This is a genomic window from Lutispora sp. QWL-02 (assembly GCF_058315355.1).
The window spans coordinates 2,793,780-2,815,796 of record NZ_CM177762.1 but is presented as its reverse complement, the minus strand read 5'-3'; the positions used below and the strand labels follow the sequence as shown (position 1 = coordinate 2,815,796).

Below are 22,017 nucleotides of genomic sequence, written 5' to 3'. Positions count from 1 at the left end.
AATGGGAGTAAACGGTGTAACCAATATAGCGGGGACAGCTAATAGCAAAGTAAAAGAATTTAATGATTCATTGAATAAAGATGCCTTCTTAAATTTGCTGGTTACCCAGCTGAGATACCAAAACCCGTTGGAGCCGATGGATGATAAGGAATTTATATCACAAATGGCCCAATTTTCAAGCCTTGAGCAGGCTCAGAACACAAACAAAATTACAAAATTAAATTCAGCCTATAATATGGTTGGAAAAATTATTACTGCAACTATAAGTGATGAGACGGGAAATTTGAAAGATATTGCGGGGATTGTTGATAGCGTGAGAGTCAAGGGCAACGAGGCTTATTTGGTAGTAGATTCAAAAGAAGTTCCTTATGAATCTGTCAATGAGGTCACAGATGTCATTACCTCTGTCGAACAAAATCAGCTGATGCTCCAAAATATTCGCTTTAGTATGGCTTATAGCATGCTTGGAAAAAATATTAAAGCCAAGCAGGACAAAGTTGAAATTGAAGGCAAAGTAGAAGGCCTAAAGAGCGTAAACGGAAGCATTAAACTGATCGTCGGCGAATATGAGCTATCTTTGGAAGAAATATATGAGGTCAGATAAAAACCTGCTGAGGTGATACTATGAACGATTTTAAGGTAAATATAAACCAGAATATTATAGCCATTCCAAAGGCCAATAGGATCAATATTCTGGACAAGCCAAGGGCTCACGGAAACAGCAGCTTTGAAACAATACTTGAAGGACAGATCAAGCAACAAGAACGTATTAAATTTTCAAAACATGCTCAGGAGAGATTGATTGCACGAAATGTGGAATTAACTGAGGAAGACATAGCAAATATAGATAAGGCAGTAGAGAAAGCTGCAAGAAAAGGTATAAAGGATACCTTGATACTCCTTGGCAATACCGCATTGATAGCCAATGTGCGGAGCAAGACAATAATAACGGCAGCAACTGAGGATACTTTAAAGGATAACATATTTACCAATATTGATGGAGCTATAATCATATAAGCCGGACCTTTTAAAGGAGGCTTATCCCTTCTGAATGACAGATGAAGGGGAAGAAAGCATAAATAGGAGGTCGATTATACTATGATGAGATCAATGTTTTCAGGTGTATCGGGTCTTAGAGCCCATCAGCTGAAAATGGACGTTATAGGCAATAACATTGCCAATGTCAATACTGTTGGCTATAAGGGCCAGAGGGCTACTTTCCAGGAGGTATTCAGCCAGACCATCAAAGGCGCAAGCTCTCCCCAGCTGGGAAGGGGCGGTACAAATCCGCAGCAAGTAGGTTTGGGTATTTCTCTTTCATCCATTGATACCTTCCATATCAGAGGATCTGCTATGAGAACGGATAACCCAAGCGATCTGGCTATTAATGGAGATGGATTCTTTATATTGTCAAACAGCAGTGACTTTTTAAGCAGGACCTATACCAGAGCAGGCAATTTTACTCTGGATGAGGACGGTAATTTGGTTGCTTCAAATGGCTATAGAGTATTGGGCTATATGGAGGATGAAGGCAAAAACCCTGCCCCCGACGGCTCTACGGTATTGAAGGGAGTTATGGAAGGCCTGGTGATATCCAAGTCCAAGTCCTTCCCTGCTAAGTCAACAGATAGGGCAACCATGGCAGGCAATCTGGATAATAACCTGAAAAGGGTGCCAAAAGATAAACCCGATCCTGCAGACCCTACAGATCCTACAAAGAATATTAAACTCAGCCCTGCCGAGTTTATAGACATTGCAGCTGATCAAACGTTGGAATTTAGCGGTGGTGTTAAATTCAGAGAGACTACCTCTGTATTTTATGACAGCTTAGGCGGGGAGCATAAGGTTAAGTTTACTTTTGTACGCGGAGTTAATAAAGAGACTGCTGGTACCGCTAAAGGATCTGCACCGGCAAATGCTGCCGGAGACCATGAATGGGTTGTTATAGTACAGAACCTTGAGGATAAAACTTATTGGAACGAGACTACTAAAAGTTGGGAAGCCGTTTCTCCGACTACGCCATTAGCCAATATAATGGTTCCAATTGAATTTGATTCTAAAGGGGAAATAACTACGAATCCGGCTAAGAGCACAGTGGATAAGCTGAGCTTTACGATGCAGGGCAAGAATGGTGCAGGATCTTTTGATGTAGATGTAAATTTTGAAGGCTTGACCCAGTTTGCCAATGAATCAACCGCTTCAATAACCAACAAAAGCGGATATAAGCAAGGCTATCTTGATACCTTCAGCATCGGGCCATCAGGCGAAATAACTGGAATTTTTACAAACGGACAAAGCAGGATAATAGGACAAGTTGCTCTTGCGGGGTTCAAAAACCCTGCCGGCTTAGAAAAAATCGCGGAAAATATGTATCAGGTTTCCTCCAACTCCGGCGAAGCCATATACGGGCTCCCCGGCAGCGGCGGCTTAGGGGCTTTGAACCCGGGCACCTTGGAAATGTCTAATGTTGATATATCCAGGGAATTCACGGAAATGATCAGTACGCAAAGAGGCTTCCAGGCCAATTCACGAATTATTACTACCTCCGATGAAATGCTCCAGGAGCTAGTAAATATGAAGAGATGATGCGGTATAGTCCCTGGGCTTTGCCCAGGGACTATATAAAAGGATGTGAATGAATGATTAAAGTGACAAGATTGAATGGAAAAGAGTACTATATAAATTTTGATCTTATTGAAACTATCGAAGAAACGCCAGATACGGTAATAACTTTGAGAGACGGGAAAAAATATGTGGTCCTGGAAAATGTAGAAGAGATCATACAAAGAATTATTGATTTCAAAAGAAAAGTATTTACAAATGAAAATATATTAATAAAAGATTAAGCTTGAAAAGAGGTGCAGATTATTGGACATAGCATCCTTTGCCGGTTTGGGTCTCGGACTATTTTGTATAGTGTTTACAATAATGGGCAGTGGAAATCTAATGGGGTACATAGATTTTTATTCTGTAATAGTAACCTTTGGCGGTACATTAGCCACTGTGGTTTTTGCCTTTCCCTTCGATAGCCTTAAGGAAGCCATGAAATCGGTAAAGTACGTTTTTATTTATAAGCAAAAAGATTCGGATGACATAATAAAATCTATAATCGATTTAGCAAATATAGCAAGAAAAGAGGGCTTGCTTGCTTTGGAGGAAGCTGCTATGCAGCTGAAGGATGAATTCTTGCAAAAAGGCATTATGCTGATTGTAGATGGTACAGATCCCGAATTGGTAAGGAACATCCTAGAGACCGAATTAGCTTTTATTGAGGACAGGCATAAAGGAAATCAAAGTGTTTTTGAAACCATGGGAGCTTTGGGACCGGGCTTCGGAATGATAGGAACATTGATAGGCTTGATCAATATGCTGGCAAATCTCAAGGATCCTTCTTCAGTCGGACCTAATATGGCAGTAGCGATTGTTACCACTTTTTATGGATCTATGATAGCTAATTTATTTTGCACTCCGGTAACAAATAAATTAAAAATTCGAAGCTCACAAGAAATTCTCATAAAAGAAGTCATGCTTGAAGGCATGCTTTCTATTCAGGCCGGTGAGAATCCAAGGATAATAGAAGAAAAACTGAAGGCCTTTTTATCTCCGAGAATAAGAAAGAATCTGAAGGATACGAAAGAGCAAAATGAAGGAGTAGAATAAAATATGGCAAGAAGAAAAACAGAGGATATTAAAAAAGGTGCTCCGGAATGGATGTCCACGTATGGAGATCTGGTAACTTTACTGCTATGTTTTTTTGTTCTGCTATTTTCTTTTTCAACCATTGATAATAACAAGTTTAAAGCTATTATACAGTCTATGCAAGGCTCATTGGGAGTTTTGGATTCCGGTACTGTTGTCAAAATGGAGCCTTTAATCAACACCTTTCCTGGAGACACAGATGCTGAGGAAGAAGAGTTTAAAAAAATAAATGAACAGGTGAATGATTTTATCAGAGAAAACAATTTAGAAAAAAGTGTTACTCTTATACTTGATGAAAGGGGCCTTCTGATAAGATTATTGGATGCTACACTATTTGATTCCGGTAGAGCCGAGATCAAGAATGAAGCAAAATATATCATAGAAAAGATATCGGATGTGATAAAGGAAAGCGGTAAAAGTATTAGGATCGAGGGACATACGGATAATGTCCCTATCAATACCGGTAAATATCCTTCAAATTGGGAGCTTTCTACAGCGAGAGCCGTCAATGTGCTTAAATACCTGATAGAATTGAAGGATATAGAGCCTTGGAGGCTATCGGCCGTAGGATACGGAGAGTACCATCCCATCGATACAAATGATGCAGCAGACGGCAGACAAAAAAATAGAAGAGTAGATATTATGATATTAAAAACAGAAACGAATGGCATAGGACCTGACCAATAACAGAATGGAGGGTTGACGTTGGAAAACAAAAAAACGCTGCTCATAATAGTTATAGCATTATTGATATTTATTATTATTGCTTCTGGGTTCGGGTTATATTTTATCATTAATGGTAACGCAGAAAAAGAAGATATGCTGAAAGTTGATAAAAAAATTATAATGTATTCTTTTGAAGATTCATTTATAAGCAATGTAAAGGATAGTAAAAGAATATTGAAAATCACCATAAAGGTAGAGCTTGCAAATTCAAAAATAGAAGATATTATTACGGCTAGAAACCCGGAGATAAGAAATGAAATAAATTTGATACTGCGGGAGAAAACCGAAGAAGCTTTGAGCGGATCGGAAGGCCAGCTCAAGCTTCAGACGGAAATATTAGAAGCTTTAAGAAAGCTGCTTAAAACAGAGAAAATATTGAATGTATATTTTGATGAATTCATAATTAATTAGCAGGAGGTGACAGCATTTGACTGAGGTATTGTCTCAAGGTGAAATTGATGCTCTGCTAAATGCATTAAAAACCGGAGAACTAGACGTAATGGAGATTTCAGACGAGAAGGAAGAAAAAAAAGTAAGAACATATGATTTTAAGATACCTAATAAATTTGCCAAGGATCAGTTTAGAACCTTACAGATGATACATGACAATTTTTCCAGACTTTTACAGACATATTTATCCGGTTATTTAAGATCTTTAGTCCAGATAGAGGTTGTATCAGTAGATCAGCTTACTTATTATGAGTTTAGTAATTCTATGCCGAATCCTTCTACGCTGGGTATAGTTGATTTCCTTCCCCTGAGCGGTTCGATATTGATGGAGATTAGTCCGAGTGTGACTTTTGCTATGATAGAAAGGATACTTGGAGGAACCGGGCAGGCCTATGAGAAAAATCGAGTTTTTACAGAAATAGAGCTTACTCTTATGGAAAAGATTATAAATCAGATTTTAAATTTGTATAAGGAGCCATGGAAGAATGTATCTGAGATAAAGCCTAAGCTAAAAAAAATCGAGACCAATACACAATTCGCCCAGGTAATGTCGCCAAATGAAACAATAGCTTTAATAACATTAAATGTAAAAATCGGGGCAGTTGAAGGAGCTATGCATATATGCATACCGCATATTGTAATAGAGCCTATAATCGAAAAGTTAAGTACAAAATTTTGGTTTTCAGGAGTGACAAAGGATATTTCAGTCAATGAAATACATAATTTGGAACGAAGGATTGAAAATACATTTTTGCCGCTGAATGTCGTGCTTGGGAAGTCTTTTTTGAATGTTAAGGATGTTTTAAATCTGCAAATTGGGGATGTCATTCTGCTGGATAAATCTTCAAATGAGGAACTGGAAGTTTTTGTTGGCAACAGATTGAAATATTATTGTTATCCGGGTTTGAAAAAGAATAAAGTTGCGGTAAAGATTACAAGAATTGAAAAAAAGGGGGATGAGGCAGATGAGTGATATGCTTTCACAAGAAGAAATAGATGCGTTATTAAAAGGAAACAACGAAGATAATTCCCCTCTTACACCGGAGGAAATTGATGCTTTAGGGGAAATCGGCAATATTAGTATGGGCACTTCGGCAACAACTTTATTCACTCTATTAAATAACAAAGTTACTATTACTACTCCCAAGGTAAGCGTGATGACCTGGGATGAATTAGTGAGGCAATATCCGCTCCCTTACGTAGGAGTAGAGGTTAAGTACACTGAAGGCTTCAGGGGTACTAATCTGCTGATATTGAAAGAAGATGATGTTAAAACCATTACTGATCTTATGATGGGCGGCGATGGACATAATATAGCCGGAGATATCAGCGATCTGCACTTGAGCGCCATTGGTGAGGCTATGAATCAGATGATAGGTTCATCATCAACCTCATTATCCAGCATGTTCAATATGAGCATTAATATTTCTCCTCCAAAAGCATTTTCAATGAGCTTTAAAGATTCAAAGCCGATGAATTTCAGCTTTAATGATTCCATTGTAAGAGTGGCTTTTAAAATGGAAGTGGAAGGTATTCTGAATAGCGAGATAATGCAATTGATTCCTGTCGATTTTGCAAAGCAGATGGTGAAAGAGCTGCTGCATCCGTCGTCCAATGAATCACAGGGAAAAAAGACTAAAAAGAAGGAAATACCAGATGAAAGTCGAATAGTAGATAGAAGTATTCCCCAAGATGTGACGCATGAGGTGATTGGGAATAAACCCGATAAAAATTCAATAAATGTTCAGCCTGTTCAATTTGAAGCTTTTGATCAAGATAACAATATTGGTGATAAAGAAAATATTGATTTAATAATGGATGTTCCTCTTGAAATTACTGTCGAATTAGGCCGAACAAAAAGGCTGATAAAGGATATCTTAGAGTTTGGTCCGGGAACAGTTGTTGAGCTTGACAGGCTAGCTGGAGAACCGGTAGATGTTATTGTGAATGGAAAGTTTATTGCAAAAGCAGAAGTAGTAGTTATCGATGAAAGCTTTGGAGTACGAATAACCGACATTATCAGTCCTAATAAAAGGCTGAAGAAATCATAAAAACTATATTAGCATTAACTAGGAGGATTTAAAATGGCAAATGGGATATTAATTGTAGATGATGCTGCATTTATGAGAATGATGATAAAGGATGTTTTGTCTAAGAATGGTTTTTTAATAGCCGGGGAGGCTGAAAATGGTGCCAAGGCTGTAGAGAAATATAAGGAGTGCAATCCGGAACTGGTGATTATGGATATTACAATGCCGGAGGTAGACGGGATTCAAGCTGTGAAAGAGATAAAAAATATAAATCCCTCAGCAAAAATTATAATGTGTTCAGCTATGGGCCAGCAGGCTATGGTCATAGAGGCCATTCAAGCCGGTGCAAAGGATTTCATTGTTAAGCCTTTCCAGGCGGAAAGAATAATTGAAGCGGTGAAGAAGGTATTGGGTTAGAATTATGAATGCCTATAATGAAACAAGTGTGTTTATGGGTTTTTTTAAGCTAATTTTTATTTTAATAATTTTCTTGATGATTTTGGGTTTAAGCTATTACTTTACCAAATTTATTGGGAAAAAGTTTACTGGCAAGAATAGGCTGATGAAGCATATTGAGACACTCCCCTTTGGAAATGATAAAAACCTGCACATTGTACAGATTTGCGGCGAATTTTATTTAATATCAAGCTCTCAGCGGGGCGTATGCTTATTGGAGAAATTATCAAGTGATTTATTGTCATCTTTTGATATGGACCGGAATTCTGAGTCTATTGATTTTGACAATTGTTTAGATGATAGCTATGAGAATATTGACGTATACAAAAATAGGTATAGTATTAAGCAAAACCTTGAGAAGCTTAAAAACATTGCTAAAAGGAATAAAACTGATGAATAGAAAAAATTTTAAGAAAATAATATTTTTGATAGTAATTTTATTGCTTATAAGCAGCAGCATACATGCCGAACCTACATTTCCTATACCTAACATTGATTTCAATGTAAAGGCAGCGGAATCACCCCAAGAAGTAGCTTTAAGCTTGCAAATATTATTCATTCTTACAGTTTTATCATTGGCCCCTTCTCTGTTGATAATGGTGACTTCGTTTACCAGGATAATCATTGTATTATCCTTTACAAGAAGTGCAATAGGGACTCAGCAAATGCCGCCTAACCAGGTATTGATAGGACTTGCGCTATTCCTTACACTTTTTATTATGTCTCCGGTTGTTACAGAGATCAATGAAACTGCGATAAAGCCATTTACAGAGGAGAAGATCAGCCAAGAGGTTGCAATTAAAAATGCTATAGAGCCTGTAAGGGATTTTATGTTTAAGTATACTAGAGAAAAAGATCTGGCTTTATTTTTAAAGCTTGGGCAAATGGACAGTTTAATGAAGCTGGAGGATATACCTACTAAAGTATTAATTCCTTCTTTCATTATAAGTGAATTAAAGACAGCTTTCCAGATCGGCTTTTTCCTGTATATACCTTTTTTAATTATCGATATGGTTGTTGCCAGTACACTTATGTCAATGGGTATGATGATGTTGCCCCCTGTTATGATTTCTATGCCGTTTAAAATATTGCTGTTTATTATGGTAGACGGATGGAATTTGATAGTAAAATCTTTGTTATTAGGTTTTTAGCTAAAGAGGTGTTTTTATGGAACAAAGCATCGTAATGGATGTAGCACAAAGAGCTATTACTGTGGCAATAATGATATCTGCACCAATTTTAGGTTTAGGTTTAATAGTGGGACTGCTGATCAGTATTATACAAGCTACAACACAAATACAAGAACCGACGTTATCCTTTATACCAAAGCTAGTTACTATTTTTATCGCACTCATTATATTTGGCCCCTGGATGGGAAATATGATAACAGAATTTACCATAAGCCTATTTGAAAATATCCATACTTTTATAAGGTAGAAATATGAACGAAATAACAGATTTATTTATAAATAAATTTCTTATATATCTTTTAGTGTTTGTGAGGATGACTTCATTATTTGTAATAAGTCCAGTATTCGGAAGGCAGAACATGCCTTCTTATTTAAAAGTCGGACTGGCTGTATTTTCTACTTTTACGATTGCTCCCCTATTTGGAAACATTGTAATAGAATATACCAACCTTATTGATTTCAGCATCATTGTTTTTAAAGAGTTTCTTGTGGGGATTATTATTGGATTTGTCAGCTATATGGTATTTGCAGCTATGTTTGTTGCAGGACAAATGATTGATGCGCAAATTGGATTTGGAATGGTCAACGTGCTGGACCCCCAAAGCAATATTCAAGTCCCTCTTGTAGGAAATTTCTTATATATATTTGCCATCTTAATTTTTTTACTTGTTGACGGACATCATATTTTATTTTCTGCTCTGGTTAAAAGTTATAATGTTGTGCCAATAAACGGTTTTTTATTTACCGAAAGCCTTATAAATAATCTTGTTGCAGTGTTTGTTGAAACGTTTTCCATTGCTTTAAAGATTGGGTTTCCAATTATTGCAGCTGTTTTGATATCTGAGGTTGCTCTGGGTATATTATCTAGAACTGTTCCTCAAATGAATGTATTCATAGTCGGTTTGCCTATGAAAATTGCTTTGGGACTTTTGGCATTATTGCTTATTATGCCAGGCTTTTCAAACACTTTAGATTATTTGTTTGAGCATATGTTTGCTTACATTAGCATTATTATTCAGAGCATGACTAAAGGATGATTGATTTGCGCAGATTCGTTATAAATCTTACTCTTTTCTCGGAGGAAAAAACTGAGAAGGCCACGCCTAAAAGGAGGAGAGAGGCACGGGAAAAAGGGCAAGTAGCTAAAAGCAGGGAAGTAGTTTCGGCTGTTTTGTTATTGTTAATGTTCTGGTGTATTAAAAAACTATCAGGATTTATATATGATAATTTAGCTTTTATCATGAACAAATTCCTAACTATATTCAGCAATGTCAATGGGCTGTATGAAGCAAAAAATTTGCATAATATTTTTATTCAATCGGTATGGGCTTTTATGATAATCATCTTTCCTATATTAGGAGTAGCTGCATTGGCATCGCTTATAGCAAATTATTTACAGGTTGGTTTTATTTTTTCTTTTAAACCGCTGACACCAAATTTTAATAAGCTTAATCCTTTAGAAGGAATTAAGAGAGTGTTTTCTAAAAACTCTCTGGTAGAATTGATTAAAGCATCTTTGAAAATATTGTTGATCGGTTATTTCATATATGATTTTTTAAGAGATAATTATTTGATGATTTCTAAATTGATATATATGGATATAAATTCTTCCGTAAGCTTTATAGGAAATGCGATAATTACAATAGGGATGAGAGCATCCGCAGTGTTGCTGGTTTTAGCAGTATTTGATTATTGTTATCAATTATGGGATTTTGAGAAGAACCTTAAAATGTCGAAACAAGAAATTAAGGAAGAATACAAGCAGGTTGAAGGTAATCCTCAAATCAAATCAAAGATAAAAGAAAAGCAACGGCAATTATCCCTAAGAAGAATGATGGCAGAGATACCTAAAGCGGATGTGATAATCACAAATCCCACTCATTATGCAATAGCAATAAGATATGATTCAGAAATTTCTGATGCTCCTATTGTTATAGCTAAGGGAAAAGATTTAATTGCGCATAGAATAAAGGATGCGGCTAAGCAGTCCAATGTGCCTGTTGTTGAAAATAAGCCTTTAGCTCAAGCATTATATAAGACAACAGAGATTGGCCAGCAAATACCTGTTGAGATGTACCAGGCCGTTGCTGAGCTATTGGCATTTGTATATAGTTTAAAAAATAAGTAGGAGGAAAACAGCTTTGTTTAAATTTGGAGATATAATAGTTGCCATAGCGGTGATTGCGATTGTATTATTGATTATCGTTCCCATACCTACTTTTTTGATGGATTTATTGCTGACAATAAATATTTCCTTGTCTCTTATTATTTTAATAATAGCGATGTATATAAAGGAACCTCTGCAATTTTCTATTTTCCCTTCATTGCTCTTAATAACAACCTTATTTAGATTGTCATTAAATATTTCTTCAACCAGATTGATTCTGGGAAGCGCTGATGCAGGGAACGTTATTGAAGCTTTTGGTAATTTTGTTATAGGAAGCAACTCTATAGTTGGCATAATAATATACCTTATTATTGTAGTTATTCAGTTTATGGTAATAACAAAGGGTGCTGAAAGGGTTGCCGAGGTATCAGCCAGATTTACCCTGGATGCTATGCCCGGAAAACAGATGGCAATAGATGCGGATCTAAATTCCGGTTTGATCAGTGAGGGTGAAGCTAAAGATAGAAGAAAGAAGGTTCAAAGAGAAGCTGATTTCTATGGCGCCATGGATGGAGCGAGCAAATTTGTAAAGGGAGACGCAATAGCAGGTATAATCATTACTATAATCAATATTTCTGCCGGCTTTGCAATCGGCATGCTTCAAAAAGGCATGGAAATGACAGAGGCGGCAGCAATCTATACCAACCTTACTGTTGGTGATGGTTTAGTCAGTCAGATACCTGCTCTTTTGATCTCTACAGCTACAGGTATAATCGTTACAAGAGCCGCATCAGAGTCAAACCTTGGAAATGAGATGATCAAGCAGTTGTTTTCCCAACCGAGGGCGCTCTATATTGCCAGCGGAGTATTGATTTTATTAGCTTTTACAGGGTTGCCCCCTTTACCTAATATAATGCTTTCCGGATTGTTGTCCTTTATGGCTTACACCCTGCAGAAAACTATAAAAGAAGCTGAGCTTGAACAGGAGATAAAAGATCAGGGCAATGAAGCAGATGAAATCAGAAAACCTGAAAATGTAATGTCATTATTGCAGGTGGATCCGATTGAATTGGAATTTGGATATGGTATATTGCCTCTTGTCGATGCAAACCAAGGCGGCGATTTGCTTGATAGACTTGTCATGATAAGAAGGCAATGTGCTTTAGACCTGGGAATAGTAGTTCCAATCATAAGGCTTAGAGATAATATTCAATTGAAGCCAAATGAATATGTAATAAAAATAAAGGGTACAGACGTAGCAAATGGAGAAATAATGTTTGATAACTATCTGGCTATGAATCCCGGTACCGCTGAAGGCGATTTAGATGGCATAAAGACAGTAGAGCCTGCCTTTGGCTTGCCGGCTGTATGGATTAATGAAAGCCAAAGGGAAAAAGCGGAAATGATGGGTTATACCGTTGTGGATCCCCCATCGATTATTGCTACCCATTTAACAGAGGTGATTAAAGCTCATTCGGCAGAATTGTTAGGTAGACAGGATGTACAAAAGCTTTTAGATAATATAAAAGAATCTTATCCGGCTTTGGTAGATGAAGTATTGCCTAAGATACTAAGCCTTGGAGAAATTCATAAAGTACTGACCAATTTACTGAAGGAGAATATATCAATAAGAGATTTGGTCACTATAATGGAGGCTTTGGCAGATTACGGAGTTCTGACAAAAGATACAGATATGCTAACGGAATATGTAAGACAATCTATGAGCAGGGCAATAACAAAAAGGTTTATAAATAACAAAAAAGTAAAAGTTATAACTCTGGCTCAGGAACTGGAACAGACTATTATCGATTCTGTTCAGCAGACGGATTATGGTTCATATATATCTATTGATCCTCAAGCAACGCAAAGCATCGCAGCAAGTCTAATGAAAGAAATACAAAAATTTATGTCCATAGGAGAGCAGCCATTGATATTGACGTCGCCAATGGTGAGAATGTATTTTAAAAGGATAGCCGAAGGAGTTGCTCCAGGCCTTATAGTATTATCTTATAATGAAATAGATCCTTCAATTGAAGTTCAATCTATTGGGATGGTGAGTATTTAATGAAAGTTAAAAGGTATATTGGAGATACAGCACAAGAAGCTTTGCAAAAAGTTAGAACTGAATTAGGCAAAGATGCTGTTATTATCAACACCAGGAAAATAAAAAAAAGAGGAATTAAAGGCCTATTCTCCAAACCTATTATTGAAGTAGTTGCAGCTGTTGATGATTATGAAAGAAGCAGCCCGAACGAAAGAAAGGATATTAAGGAATACAGCTCAAGCCTTAAAAGTGAGAGCTTAGTGAACAGGCCGGGATCTTTTAAAGAAAGCATGGACAGTGCGAAGGGCTCATATCTAAGCAATAGCACTGAAGCAAAAACCATGGAGCAAGAATTTAATGAAATAAAGAGCATGTTGAACAAGGTATATAAAGTAATAAAGCTGGATGAAGACAGTATATCAGACATTGCCAAGCAATATATCCTGAGATTAAGGAATGCAGAAGTCGATGAAGAAATTATAGAAAAACTTAAGGATAAAATTGAAAAATTGACAATGGATTTACAAAGCGATGAAGACTTTATAAGGAATTTTATCTATAATACATTATTGGACCTTATCGCCTTAGAAAATGAAGGTGCTGACACAGAACCTAAAAAGGTTGCTGTCTTCATAGGGCCTACCGGTGTAGGAAAAACCACGACAATGGCAAAGCTGGCGGCGCTATATACATTAACGAAAAAGAAAAGGGTAGGCTTTATTACTTCTGATACATATAGGATTGCCGCAGTTGAGCAGCTAAGAACTTATAGCGATATAATAGGGATTCCATTGACTGTTGTATATTCACCCCAGGAATTTGCATCTGCAGTTGAAAATTATAAGGATGAAGATATCATAATGGTAGATACTGCTGGAAGAAGCCATAAGGATAAGTACCAGTTAATGGAACTAAAGCATCTTTTGGATTCTGATATAGAAAGCCAGGTATATTTAGTGATCAGCGCCGGCACAAAAATGTCGGATTGCCGGGATATACTGAATAGTTACAGCTTCCTTGAAGATTATAAATTGCTCTTTACAAAGCTTGATGAAACATCCAGTTATGGAGCAATAATAAATCTCTCTTATATAACAAAAAAGCCTTTATCATATTTGACATACGGTCAAAGCGTTCCAGATGATATAGAAGTTGCAGATAAAAGCAAGATAATTAATTCTTTGTTAGGTGATAAATTATATGAAGGATCAAGCAGGTAAATTACGGGATATTGTTGAAAAGCTTAATAGCAAGGGAGGTCTTAACAGCCCTTTTGATGAATCTGATATATCAAAGGATTTTATAGACAAAGCTAAAAAAAATGCCAGGGTGATAACTATTACCAGCGGTAAGGGCGGAGTAGGGAAAACCAATATAACAATAAACCTTGCGATAAAATTATCTCAGTTGGGGCTTAGCGTAATAATAATTGATGCGGATTTGGGCCTGTCAAATGTTGATGTTGCTTTAGGGATTATCCCTAAATATAACCTTTCAGATGTTATAAATTATAGAAAAGGCATTTATGATATTTTAGAGGAAGGCCCTAATGGTATAAGATTTATTTCTGGCGGTTCGGGCTTACAGGATCTGATAAAAATTACGAATGAGCAATTGGCCCATCTCCTTGTTGAACTCGGGAAGCTGGATGAAGAGGCAGATATAATTTTTATTGATACCGGTGCCGGCATATCTGATCAAGTGCTGAGTTTTATTTATGCGGCTAAAGAAGTTATAGTAGTGACGACTTCAGAGCCTACTTCCATCACAGATGCTTATGCTTTGATAAAAATTATATCTCAAAAGGATAAAACCAAAGATTTAAAGCTGTTATTGAACAGAGCAGAAAATTCCAGGGAGGCAGCTAATATTTTAGATAATTTATGCGATGTATGTTCAAGGTTTTTAGGACTATCAGTTAAAAAATTGGGATATGTGTCCAATGATGCCAATATACCAAAAGCAGTAAAAATGCAGCAGCCTTTTGTTATAACATTTGAGGGATCTGAAGCTTCTATTGATATTTCTTTAATTGCAGAAGCTCTAATAGATATTAAAACTAATAAACATGATAAAGGATACGGCATCAGATTATTTGTAAATAAGCTAAAGTGGTTTTTTAGCTGATAAAAGGGGTGGTGGTTCTTACGGTATCATTGAATAAATTCTTTAACGTAGGAGATAAGGTGCAAGTAAAAACAATAGATAAGGGAAATTCTTATTCATACGCAAGCCAGGTAGCAAATATCGAAAATGATGATATCATAGAAATACTTTTTCCTATGTATAAAAGGCATACCATATATATTTTGAACGGAGAAAGAATAGCGCTGATAATAAATAAGCAGGATGCAGTTCTTGAGTTCTCAGCGATTGTTATTGATAAAAATTATGAAAGCATACCGGTTTTAAAGCTCAAGATAACATCTGAGCCTAAAAGAGTTCAAAGAAGAAATTTTTATAGGCTAAAAATAGTAAAACCTATTAAATATAGAGTTATTTCTCAAATAGATAGCAATGAAGAAATCCCTGAATACGATGAAGGAATTCTAACAGATATAAGTGAAGGCGGCATTATGTTCTATGCGAGAAAAGAGATGGATATAAATAATTTGCTGGAATTGGAGATCAATTTTGAAGCTGATACCACGATGAAGCTCAGAGCCGTAATAGTGCGGAAGCAATACAATATAGAAAAATCTCACTTATATGAATATGGAGCAAGATTTAAGGATTTAGGAAAAGCAGATGGTAAGGTGCTTACAAAGTTTATTTTTCAGGAACAGAGGAAGCTGCTAAAGAAAGGATTGATATAATCCGTGTTATTCAATTAAATTGCCTGGTAACACAAAACTTACTATATATGGAGGTATGACAAATGGATATTAATCAGTATCTGGAAATTTTCATAGAAGAAGCTCAAGAGCACTTGCAAAACCTAAATCAAAATCTTTTAGGCCTTGAGAATAGCCCGAATGATAATGATGTTCTAAATGAAATATTCAGATCAGCTCATACTTTGAAGGGTATGGCAGGTACAATGGGATTTAATGCTATAATGAATCTTACCCATGAAATGGAGAATATACTGGATGAAGTTAGAAATGGAAGATTGACTATCAATTCGGGAATACTGGATGTCCTGTTTGAGTGCTTAGACTTTTTAGAAGGATCTGTCAACCACATATCAGAAACCGGCAAAGAGATGGATAAAAATATTGATGCTTTGAAGAATAAGTTGATCAATATTATTTATAATAAGGAGTTGCCGGCCCATGAAAAGCAGGATGCCGAGAATAGCAGTGCTATATCTAATTTCACGTTTAATCAGTATGATGAAAATGTAATCGTACAAGCCTTGGCTCAGGGAATGAAGGTATTCAAAATTGAGGTTATTTTATCAAAAGATTGCATGCTTAAATCCGCTAGAGCTTTTCTTGTATTTAAAAGCCTGGAAAAGTATGCTGAAGTATTTAAGTCCTTCCCGTCAGTAGAAGATATAGAAGATGAAAAGTTTGATAACAATTTTAAGCTGGCAGTGATCACCAGTGAAGGCAAAGACAAAGTTAAGGATGATCTCATGTCTATATCTGAGATAGATGAAATTATAATTGAGGAATTGAAGGAAGTGACGAAAGCTTTCGAAACTTTCTCAGAAGAGATTGCAGTTACAGAGGTTGAGCATGCTGAAGAGGATAAGGAAGATTCAGAAGAGGCTCATGCAAAGAAAAATAAAATAGGCAAAACAGTCAGAGTAGATATTAATAGATTGGACAATCTTATGAATCTGGTGAGCGAACTGATAATCATCAAAACCAGGCTGGAAGGCGTTGATTCCGATACGAGAGATCAAAATATGACTGAGGCTGTTGAATATTTGGAAAGAATTACAACAAACCTTCATGATGCTGTAATGAAGGTAAGAATGGTGCCCATTGAAAGGGTGTTTAACAGATTTCCGAGGATGGTAAGGGATTTATCAAGAGAACTTGGAAAAGAGGTTAACCTGCATATCAGCGGGGAAGAAACTGAATTAGACAGGACGGTCATAGACGAGATTGGAGATCCTCTTATACATTTAATAAGGAATGCCATTGACCATGGTATTGAAGATAAGCAGGAAAGAATAAACAATAAAAAAGCTCAGGCGGGAAGTGTTGCGTTAAGAGCATTTCAAGATGGCAATAGTGTAGTTATTGAAGTTGAAGACGATGGTAAAGGTATTAATGTCAGCAGAGTTAAGAAGAAAGCTGTTGAGAATAAGCTGATCAGCCAGGTGGAAGCCGATGCATTAAATGAAAAGGAAGCGGTTGATTTGCTTTTCCAGCCAGGCTTCAGCACTGCCGATGTGGTATCAGATGTTTCCGGCCGAGGTGTGGGACTGGATGTAGTGAAAACAAAAATAGAATCATTAGGAGGAACTGTCGAGGTAGAAACTTCAGCCAATGCAGGCAGCAAATTTATAATAAGACTGCCTTTGACCTTAGCTATAATTCAAGCGCTTTTGGTAACCATAGGAAGCGAGAAATATGCTATACCTTTAAATTCAATAAAAGAGATCACTTCAATTGAAAAAAATAACATAAGAATTGTACAAGGACAAGAAGTGATACTGTATAGAAATGGAGTTCTCCCAATTGTAAGGCTATCCCATGTTCTTGATGTAAAAAATGATGAGAAAGATTCAAGCGAATTGACTGTAGTAATAGTAAAAAAGGGAGAGAAAAGCTCCGGGTTTATAGTGGACAGCTTGATCGGCCAGCAAGAAATAGTGATCAAATCTTTAGGCAAGTATTTAGCAGGTATCAGGAATATTGCAGGTGCAACAATATTAGGAGATGGACAAGTAGCACTTATTATTGATTCAAACTCGATGATTTAAGGGGGGAGCCATATGAATTATACCGATAAAAACAATCAGTTTGTTGTATTTGAATTAGACAATGAAGAGTATGGAATAGATATACTGCGAGTGAAGACTATAGAAAAAATGAGCAATATAACAAGGGTGCCTAAAACTGCATTATATATTAAAGGTGTGATAAATTTAAGAGGCGAGATAGTCCCAATCATTGATTTGCGTGAGAAATTTAATTTGGATAAAAAAGAAGAAAGCGAAAATACAAGAATTATCATCGTATATGTTGACGATATAAATGTGGGATTAATCGTTGATTCGGCTTCAAAGGTCATCGAAATAAGCAATGATATGATCGAATTGCCTCCGGAATCTTTAGGAAATACTGAGCAAAACAACATATATGGTATAGGAAAAGTGGATGATAAAATAATCACTTTGTTAGATGTAAAAAAATTGCTTAATGTTTAGATTATTGGTTTGGGGGATGAGCTTATGTCAATTAGTATTGCCGATTTGAACAGTCAGCAGATTGATGTATTAAAAGAAATTGGTAATATAGGTGCCGGCAATGCAGTTACAGCACTGTCGAAGATGGTATCTAAACGCATAGACATGAAAGTTCCGATAGTGAATATAGTTGAATTTAAGGAAGTAGCAGACTTGGTAGGCGGACCGGAAATGCTGGTTTCAGGTATTTATTTTAAAGTTAGCGGTGATATCACAGGCAGCATTATGTTCCTGATCGATAATGATTCTTCCCGCACTTTAATCAATTGGCTCATGGGCAAAAACGAAACCAATGCAGAATTGGATGAAATTGAACTTTCTGCATTAAAAGAAGTAGGCAACATATTAGCAGGCTCATATCTATCATCTCTATCCACCTTGACGGGGCTTTCTATGACAGTTTCGATCCCTTCACTTGCCATAGACATGGCGGGAGCAATAATGAGCGTACCTGTTATTCTATTTGGACAGGTAGGCGACCACGTTCTTTTAATTGAGACTGATTTTATCGAAGGAATTAATCAGGTAAAGGGTAATTTTTTTCTAATACCGGATGAACAATCTTTTGAAATTTTGCTTAAGAGCCTAGGAGTAATATGATATGGCAGAAGTTATTAAAGTTGGAATGGCCGATTTGAATTGTGTCTATCCTCCGGATGCTCTTATCACCCTTGGGTTAGGCTCATGCGTAGGCATTTGTCTTCATGACAGGGAAACCAAGATATCGGGTATGGTTCATATAATGCTTCCCTATAGCCATCAAATAAAAAATAATAGCAATTTGGCTAAATTCGCTGATACAGGTATTGCTAAACTGTTAGATGATATGCTGAAAATGGGGGCAAAAAGATCCAAGGTTGTGAGTAAGGTAGCAGGCGGAGCACAAATGTTCAACTTCAATGATACCAGCGACATAATGAGAATCGGTGCAAGAAATGTAGTGGCGGTAAAAGAAACCCTGAAAAATTTGAATATACCTATATTAGCTGAAGATACAGGAGGGAGTTATGGAAGGACTATAGAATTCTCTTCTGATACAGGACTCCTGTTGGTCAAGACAATTGGACACGGAATAAAACAGATATGATTGGAGTTAAATATGAATATTGTTGAAATACTCCCTATTATACTTGTAATTATAGGCCTGCTTATAAATATTATATTCGGTCTGGTATATAAAACTGACTTTATTATTCTGATGATCAAAAGCATAGTCTTGATAATCGGCCTGTCAGCTTGCGGTATTTCTGTATCTAATGTAATAAAAGAAAATAGTAATAAACGCAGAAAAGATGAAAATGTTAAGAAGCAGTCTTTCGTATTTGAAGCCCATATTCCTTCAATTACTCAGGCTGAATATAAAAGCCTGAATGATGATGAAGAAGAATTTCAGGAAATAAATCCTGCTGCTTTATATAAGAAAAATACTGTATAAATAAACTTCCTTGCGGAGGTATGAGATGGAGATAAATGTCTTATGGGAAAAGTATTCAAAAAATAAAGATCAGGCAATAAGAGAAGAACTTATATTGCATTATGTATATTTGGTTAAATATATAGCCGGAAGGCTTTATACCAGCTACAACAATGCTGTTGAATATGATGACTTGGTTAGCTACGGTATGTTTGGCCTGATTGATGCAATAGATAAGTTCGAATTGAGTCGTGGCGTTAAATTTGATACATATGCTCACCTAAGAATAAGAGGTGCAATTATTGATTATTTGAGAGAAATTGATTGGATTCCGCGTTCTGTAAGACAGAGGGTAAAGGAACTCGAAAAGGCTTATTCTGAAGTAGAAATGGAAAAAGGCAGCAATGCTACCGATAAAGATATAGCCCAGAAGCTAGGAATATCTGAGGCCGAACTGCAAAAAAGAATGCAAAGCCTGGCATCTTATAGCGTTGTATCTCTTGATGAATACCTGGATCAATATAGGGAAGAGCTTGCAGATACTGACAAGGATAACGGCAGCAGCCCCACCGATAGACTTGAGGCCGAAGAATTTAGAAAGAGTTTGGCGGGAATAATCAATGCTTTGCCTGAGAAAGAAAAGAAAATAATAACGCTTTATTATTTTGAGGAGCTTACATATAAAGAAATAGGAAGAATACTTCAGATTTCCGAATCGAGAGTGTCTCAATTACATACAAAAGCGATATTTAAATTAAAAGTAAAGCTTGAGTCATATTTTTCTCAAATTTAATTAAATGCCTAGAAAATCTTATTAGAGCTTGTTGTAGATTAATTTTAGTAAGGAGTTGATATTGTGACTGACAATTCAGTAGTTCTAGAAGGTAAAAACCTGACAAAGCTTATATCAGAAGCAGAAGAGCATTTTAATGTTGATAAGGATTTTATAAAGGTTGAGATTATGGAAGAAAAAAAATCTCTTTTCGGCAGTTACTACAAAATCAAAGCATCATATGAGCATAATACTGAATTGAAAGACTTGGAAAGGCTAATAAGCAATATAGAAGAAAAACTAATGAATTCTAATGCCGATGCTATCTCTGCAGATTCCGAAGGTGAAGGCGCATTTATTGAAGAAAACGAAAAGGAAGCTGATTGTGAGTATGAAATTTCAGTTTCCTCAGATGCTATGGAGGCGCATATAAAGATATACCCTCCGTTTGGAGGGGGAAAAGAGCCTGATAAGGAAAGCATTTATAAAGCATTGGAAGCAAGCAATATTAAAAGCGGAATATTACATAATGAAGTAGAAAACCTTGCTGACCATAAAATATATAATAATGCAATCACGATTGCTAAAGGAAAACCTTCTATACCAGGCAAGGATGCAAGCTTAGAATATCATTTTGATATTTCAAAAGATAAAAAGATGCTTATAACAGATGACGGAAGAATAGATTATAAGGAATTATCCTTAATAAAAAATGTAAATGAAGGCGACCTTCTTGTTACAATGACACCTGCTTCAAAAGGCATAAGCGGTGAAGATGTATATGGCAATGAAGTTAAGGCAATAGACGGAAAAACAATAAATATGCCTAAAGGGAAAAATGTGACTTTGAGTGAAGATGGATTAAAGCTCATCTCTATGATTAACGGAGAGGTTAAGATTGTAGAAGGAAAAGTAAATGTTTTTCAAGTGTATACAGTAGACGGAAACGTTGATAATTCCACAGGAAATATTAGATTTTTAGGCAAAGTGATCGTAAAGGGAAATGTGATAACCGGGTTTACTATAGAAGCGGATGAAGATATTGAAGTGTTCGGGGTAGTAGAGGGTGCCAAGATAAGTTCCAAAGGCAATATAGTTTTGCATAGAGGTATCCAAGGCATGAATAAAGGAGAGCTTGTATGTGAAGGGGATCTGATTGCCAAGTTTATTGAGAACAGTAAAGTATATGCAAAGGGAAATATTCAGACAGATGCAATAATGCATAGCATTGTTTATTGCGGTAAAAAGCTTGAAGTTAAAGGCAAAAAAGGCCTTCTTGTAGGCGGAGAAATAAGGGTATCCGATGAAATTAAGGCGAAAATTATAGGCTCTCCTATGGCAACCGTTACGGAAGTAGAGGTCGGCATGAACCCTGATGTAAGAAAGAAATATGATAGCTTAAAAGCTGAGTATGCTAAGAATGCTGAGAATTATACAAAGCTCTGCCAAGTCGTTGATTTGCTTACAAAGATGAGCAAAAAAGGGGAGCTGGACGATGACAAAAGAACCATGATGAATAAGTCAATCGTTCTTAAATTACAAACGCAAAATGCGATGGAAGGGTTTAAAAAAGAAATACAGGAAGTAGAAACCTATATTGAGGATATTTCAAACGGAAGAATTAAAGTGGAGAACATAGTATATCCGGGCACAAAGATTACGATTGGCAGTAATTCCATGTTTGTCAGGGACCAGATACAGCATGTGACTTTTTATAGATCAGCTGGAGAAATAAAAATAGGCTCTTTTGAGCCATAAGGT

General features: G+C 36.3%; 26 protein-coding genes. All 26 read left to right on the top strand.

The window, feature by feature from the left end; all coding sequences use genetic code 11:
- The first annotated feature begins 1 nt into the window (after position 1).
- Complete coding sequence (locus AC4HCY_RS13280; RefSeq protein WP_323432788.1) at positions 2-604, top strand: flagellar hook capping FlgD N-terminal domain-containing protein; 603 nt, start codon at positions 2-4, stop codon at positions 602-604.
- A gap of 20 nt (positions 605-624) precedes the next feature.
- On the top strand, positions 625-1,017 hold the full coding sequence (locus AC4HCY_RS13275; RefSeq protein WP_323432787.1) for a TIGR02530 family flagellar biosynthesis protein: 393 nt from the start codon (positions 625-627) through the stop codon (positions 1,015-1,017).
- Between the two features lie 81 nt (positions 1,018-1,098).
- Positions 1,099-2,586: a flagellar hook protein FlgE gene (locus tag AC4HCY_RS13270; RefSeq protein WP_323432786.1), complete on the top strand. Its 1,488-nt coding sequence runs from the start codon at positions 1,099-1,101 to the stop codon at positions 2,584-2,586.
- Positions 2,587-2,639: 53 nt separating this feature from the next.
- Positions 2,640-2,846, top strand: coding sequence for a flagellar FlbD family protein (locus tag AC4HCY_RS13265; protein ID WP_323432785.1), 207 nt, complete (start codon positions 2,640-2,642; stop codon positions 2,844-2,846).
- A 22-nt stretch (positions 2,847-2,868) separates the two neighbouring features.
- Positions 2,869-3,660, top strand: a complete 792-nt coding sequence (locus AC4HCY_RS13260) for a motility protein A (RefSeq protein WP_323432784.1) — start codon at positions 2,869-2,871, stop codon at positions 3,658-3,660.
- Between the two features lie 3 nt (positions 3,661-3,663).
- On the top strand, positions 3,664-4,386 hold the full coding sequence (locus AC4HCY_RS13255) for an OmpA family protein (RefSeq protein ID WP_323432783.1): 723 nt from the start codon (positions 3,664-3,666) through the stop codon (positions 4,384-4,386).
- 18 nt (positions 4,387-4,404) lie between these two features.
- A complete protein-coding gene (locus tag AC4HCY_RS13250) occupies positions 4,405-4,836 on the top strand; it encodes a flagellar basal body-associated FliL family protein (protein ID WP_323432782.1) in 432 nt (143 codons plus the stop codon).
- Positions 4,837-4,852: 16 nt separating this feature from the next.
- Complete coding sequence (gene fliM / locus AC4HCY_RS13245) at positions 4,853-5,848, top strand: flagellar motor switch protein FliM (RefSeq protein ID WP_323432781.1); 996 nt, start codon at positions 4,853-4,855, stop codon at positions 5,846-5,848.
- A complete protein-coding gene (gene fliY, locus AC4HCY_RS13240) occupies positions 5,841-6,926 on the top strand; it encodes a flagellar motor switch phosphatase FliY (RefSeq protein ID WP_323432780.1) in 1,086 nt (361 codons plus the stop codon). Before fliM ends, fliY begins: the two co-directional genes overlap by 8 nt.
- Positions 6,927-6,959: 33 nt before the next feature.
- The gene (locus tag AC4HCY_RS13235; protein WP_323432779.1) at positions 6,960-7,322 is read left to right on the top strand and encodes a response regulator; all 363 of its coding nucleotides are present in this window, start codon (positions 6,960-6,962) and stop codon (positions 7,320-7,322) included.
- Between the two features lie 4 nt (positions 7,323-7,326).
- Positions 7,327-7,761, top strand: coding sequence for a flagellar biosynthetic protein FliO (locus AC4HCY_RS13230; RefSeq protein ID WP_323432778.1), 435 nt, complete (start codon positions 7,327-7,329; stop codon positions 7,759-7,761).
- Positions 7,754-8,512 carry a flagellar type III secretion system pore protein FliP gene (gene fliP / locus AC4HCY_RS13225; RefSeq protein ID WP_323432777.1) on the top strand — a complete coding sequence of 253 codons (759 nt, stop codon included), beginning with the start codon at positions 7,754-7,756 and terminating at the stop codon, positions 8,510-8,512. The genes AC4HCY_RS13230 and fliP overlap by 8 nt, the downstream gene beginning before the upstream one ends.
- Positions 8,513-8,528: 16 nt before the next feature.
- Positions 8,529-8,798 (top strand): flagellar biosynthesis protein FliQ, encoded by a 270-nt coding sequence (gene fliQ, locus AC4HCY_RS13220; RefSeq protein ID WP_323432776.1) that lies wholly within the window; start codon positions 8,529-8,531, stop codon positions 8,796-8,798.
- 4 nt (positions 8,799-8,802) lie between these two features.
- Complete coding sequence (gene fliR, locus AC4HCY_RS13215; protein WP_323432775.1) at positions 8,803-9,588, top strand: flagellar biosynthetic protein FliR; 786 nt, start codon at positions 8,803-8,805, stop codon at positions 9,586-9,588.
- Positions 9,589-9,593: 5 nt separating this feature from the next.
- The gene (flhB, locus tag AC4HCY_RS13210) at positions 9,594-10,679 is read left to right on the top strand and encodes a flagellar biosynthesis protein FlhB (protein ID WP_323432774.1); all 1,086 of its coding nucleotides are present in this window, start codon (positions 9,594-9,596) and stop codon (positions 10,677-10,679) included.
- Between the two features lie 13 nt (positions 10,680-10,692).
- A complete protein-coding gene (gene flhA / locus AC4HCY_RS13205; protein WP_323432773.1) occupies positions 10,693-12,723 on the top strand; it encodes a flagellar biosynthesis protein FlhA in 2,031 nt (676 codons plus the stop codon).
- A complete protein-coding gene (gene flhF, locus AC4HCY_RS13200; protein WP_323432772.1) occupies positions 12,723-13,922 on the top strand; it encodes a flagellar biosynthesis GTPase FlhF in 1,200 nt (399 codons plus the stop codon). The genes flhA and flhF overlap by 1 nt, the downstream gene beginning before the upstream one ends.
- Positions 13,903-14,829 (top strand): MinD/ParA family protein, encoded by a 927-nt coding sequence (locus AC4HCY_RS13195; RefSeq protein ID WP_323432771.1) that lies wholly within the window; start codon positions 13,903-13,905, stop codon positions 14,827-14,829. The genes flhF and AC4HCY_RS13195 overlap by 20 nt, the downstream gene beginning before the upstream one ends.
- A gap of 29 nt (positions 14,830-14,858) precedes the next feature.
- A complete protein-coding gene (locus AC4HCY_RS13190) occupies positions 14,859-15,518 on the top strand; it encodes a flagellar brake protein (protein ID WP_323432770.1) in 660 nt (219 codons plus the stop codon).
- A 62-nt stretch (positions 15,519-15,580) separates the two neighbouring features.
- Positions 15,581-17,584, top strand: coding sequence for a chemotaxis protein CheW (locus AC4HCY_RS13185; RefSeq protein WP_491094397.1), 2,004 nt, complete (start codon positions 15,581-15,583; stop codon positions 17,582-17,584).
- A gap of 12 nt (positions 17,585-17,596) precedes the next feature.
- Entirely contained in the window at positions 17,597-18,031 is a 435-nt protein-coding gene (locus tag AC4HCY_RS13180; RefSeq protein WP_323432768.1) for a chemotaxis protein CheW, read from the top strand.
- 24 nt (positions 18,032-18,055) lie between these two features.
- Entirely contained in the window at positions 18,056-18,670 is a 615-nt protein-coding gene (locus tag AC4HCY_RS13175; protein WP_323432767.1) for a chemotaxis protein CheC, read from the top strand.
- Position 18,671: 1 nt separating this feature from the next.
- On the top strand, positions 18,672-19,157 hold the full coding sequence (locus tag AC4HCY_RS13170) for a chemotaxis protein CheD (RefSeq protein ID WP_323432766.1): 486 nt from the start codon (positions 18,672-18,674) through the stop codon (positions 19,155-19,157).
- A 12-nt stretch (positions 19,158-19,169) separates the two neighbouring features.
- On the top strand, positions 19,170-19,505 hold the full coding sequence (locus AC4HCY_RS13165; protein ID WP_323432765.1) for a hypothetical protein: 336 nt from the start codon (positions 19,170-19,172) through the stop codon (positions 19,503-19,505).
- A gap of 25 nt (positions 19,506-19,530) precedes the next feature.
- Positions 19,531-20,277 (top strand): sigma-70 family RNA polymerase sigma factor, encoded by a 747-nt coding sequence (locus AC4HCY_RS13160; protein ID WP_491094396.1) that lies wholly within the window; start codon positions 19,531-19,533, stop codon positions 20,275-20,277.
- A 63-nt stretch (positions 20,278-20,340) separates the two neighbouring features.
- Positions 20,341-22,014, top strand: a complete 1,674-nt coding sequence (locus AC4HCY_RS13155) for a flagellar assembly protein A (RefSeq protein WP_491094395.1) — start codon at positions 20,341-20,343, stop codon at positions 22,012-22,014.
- The last annotated feature ends 3 nt before the right edge of the window (positions 22,015-22,017 follow it).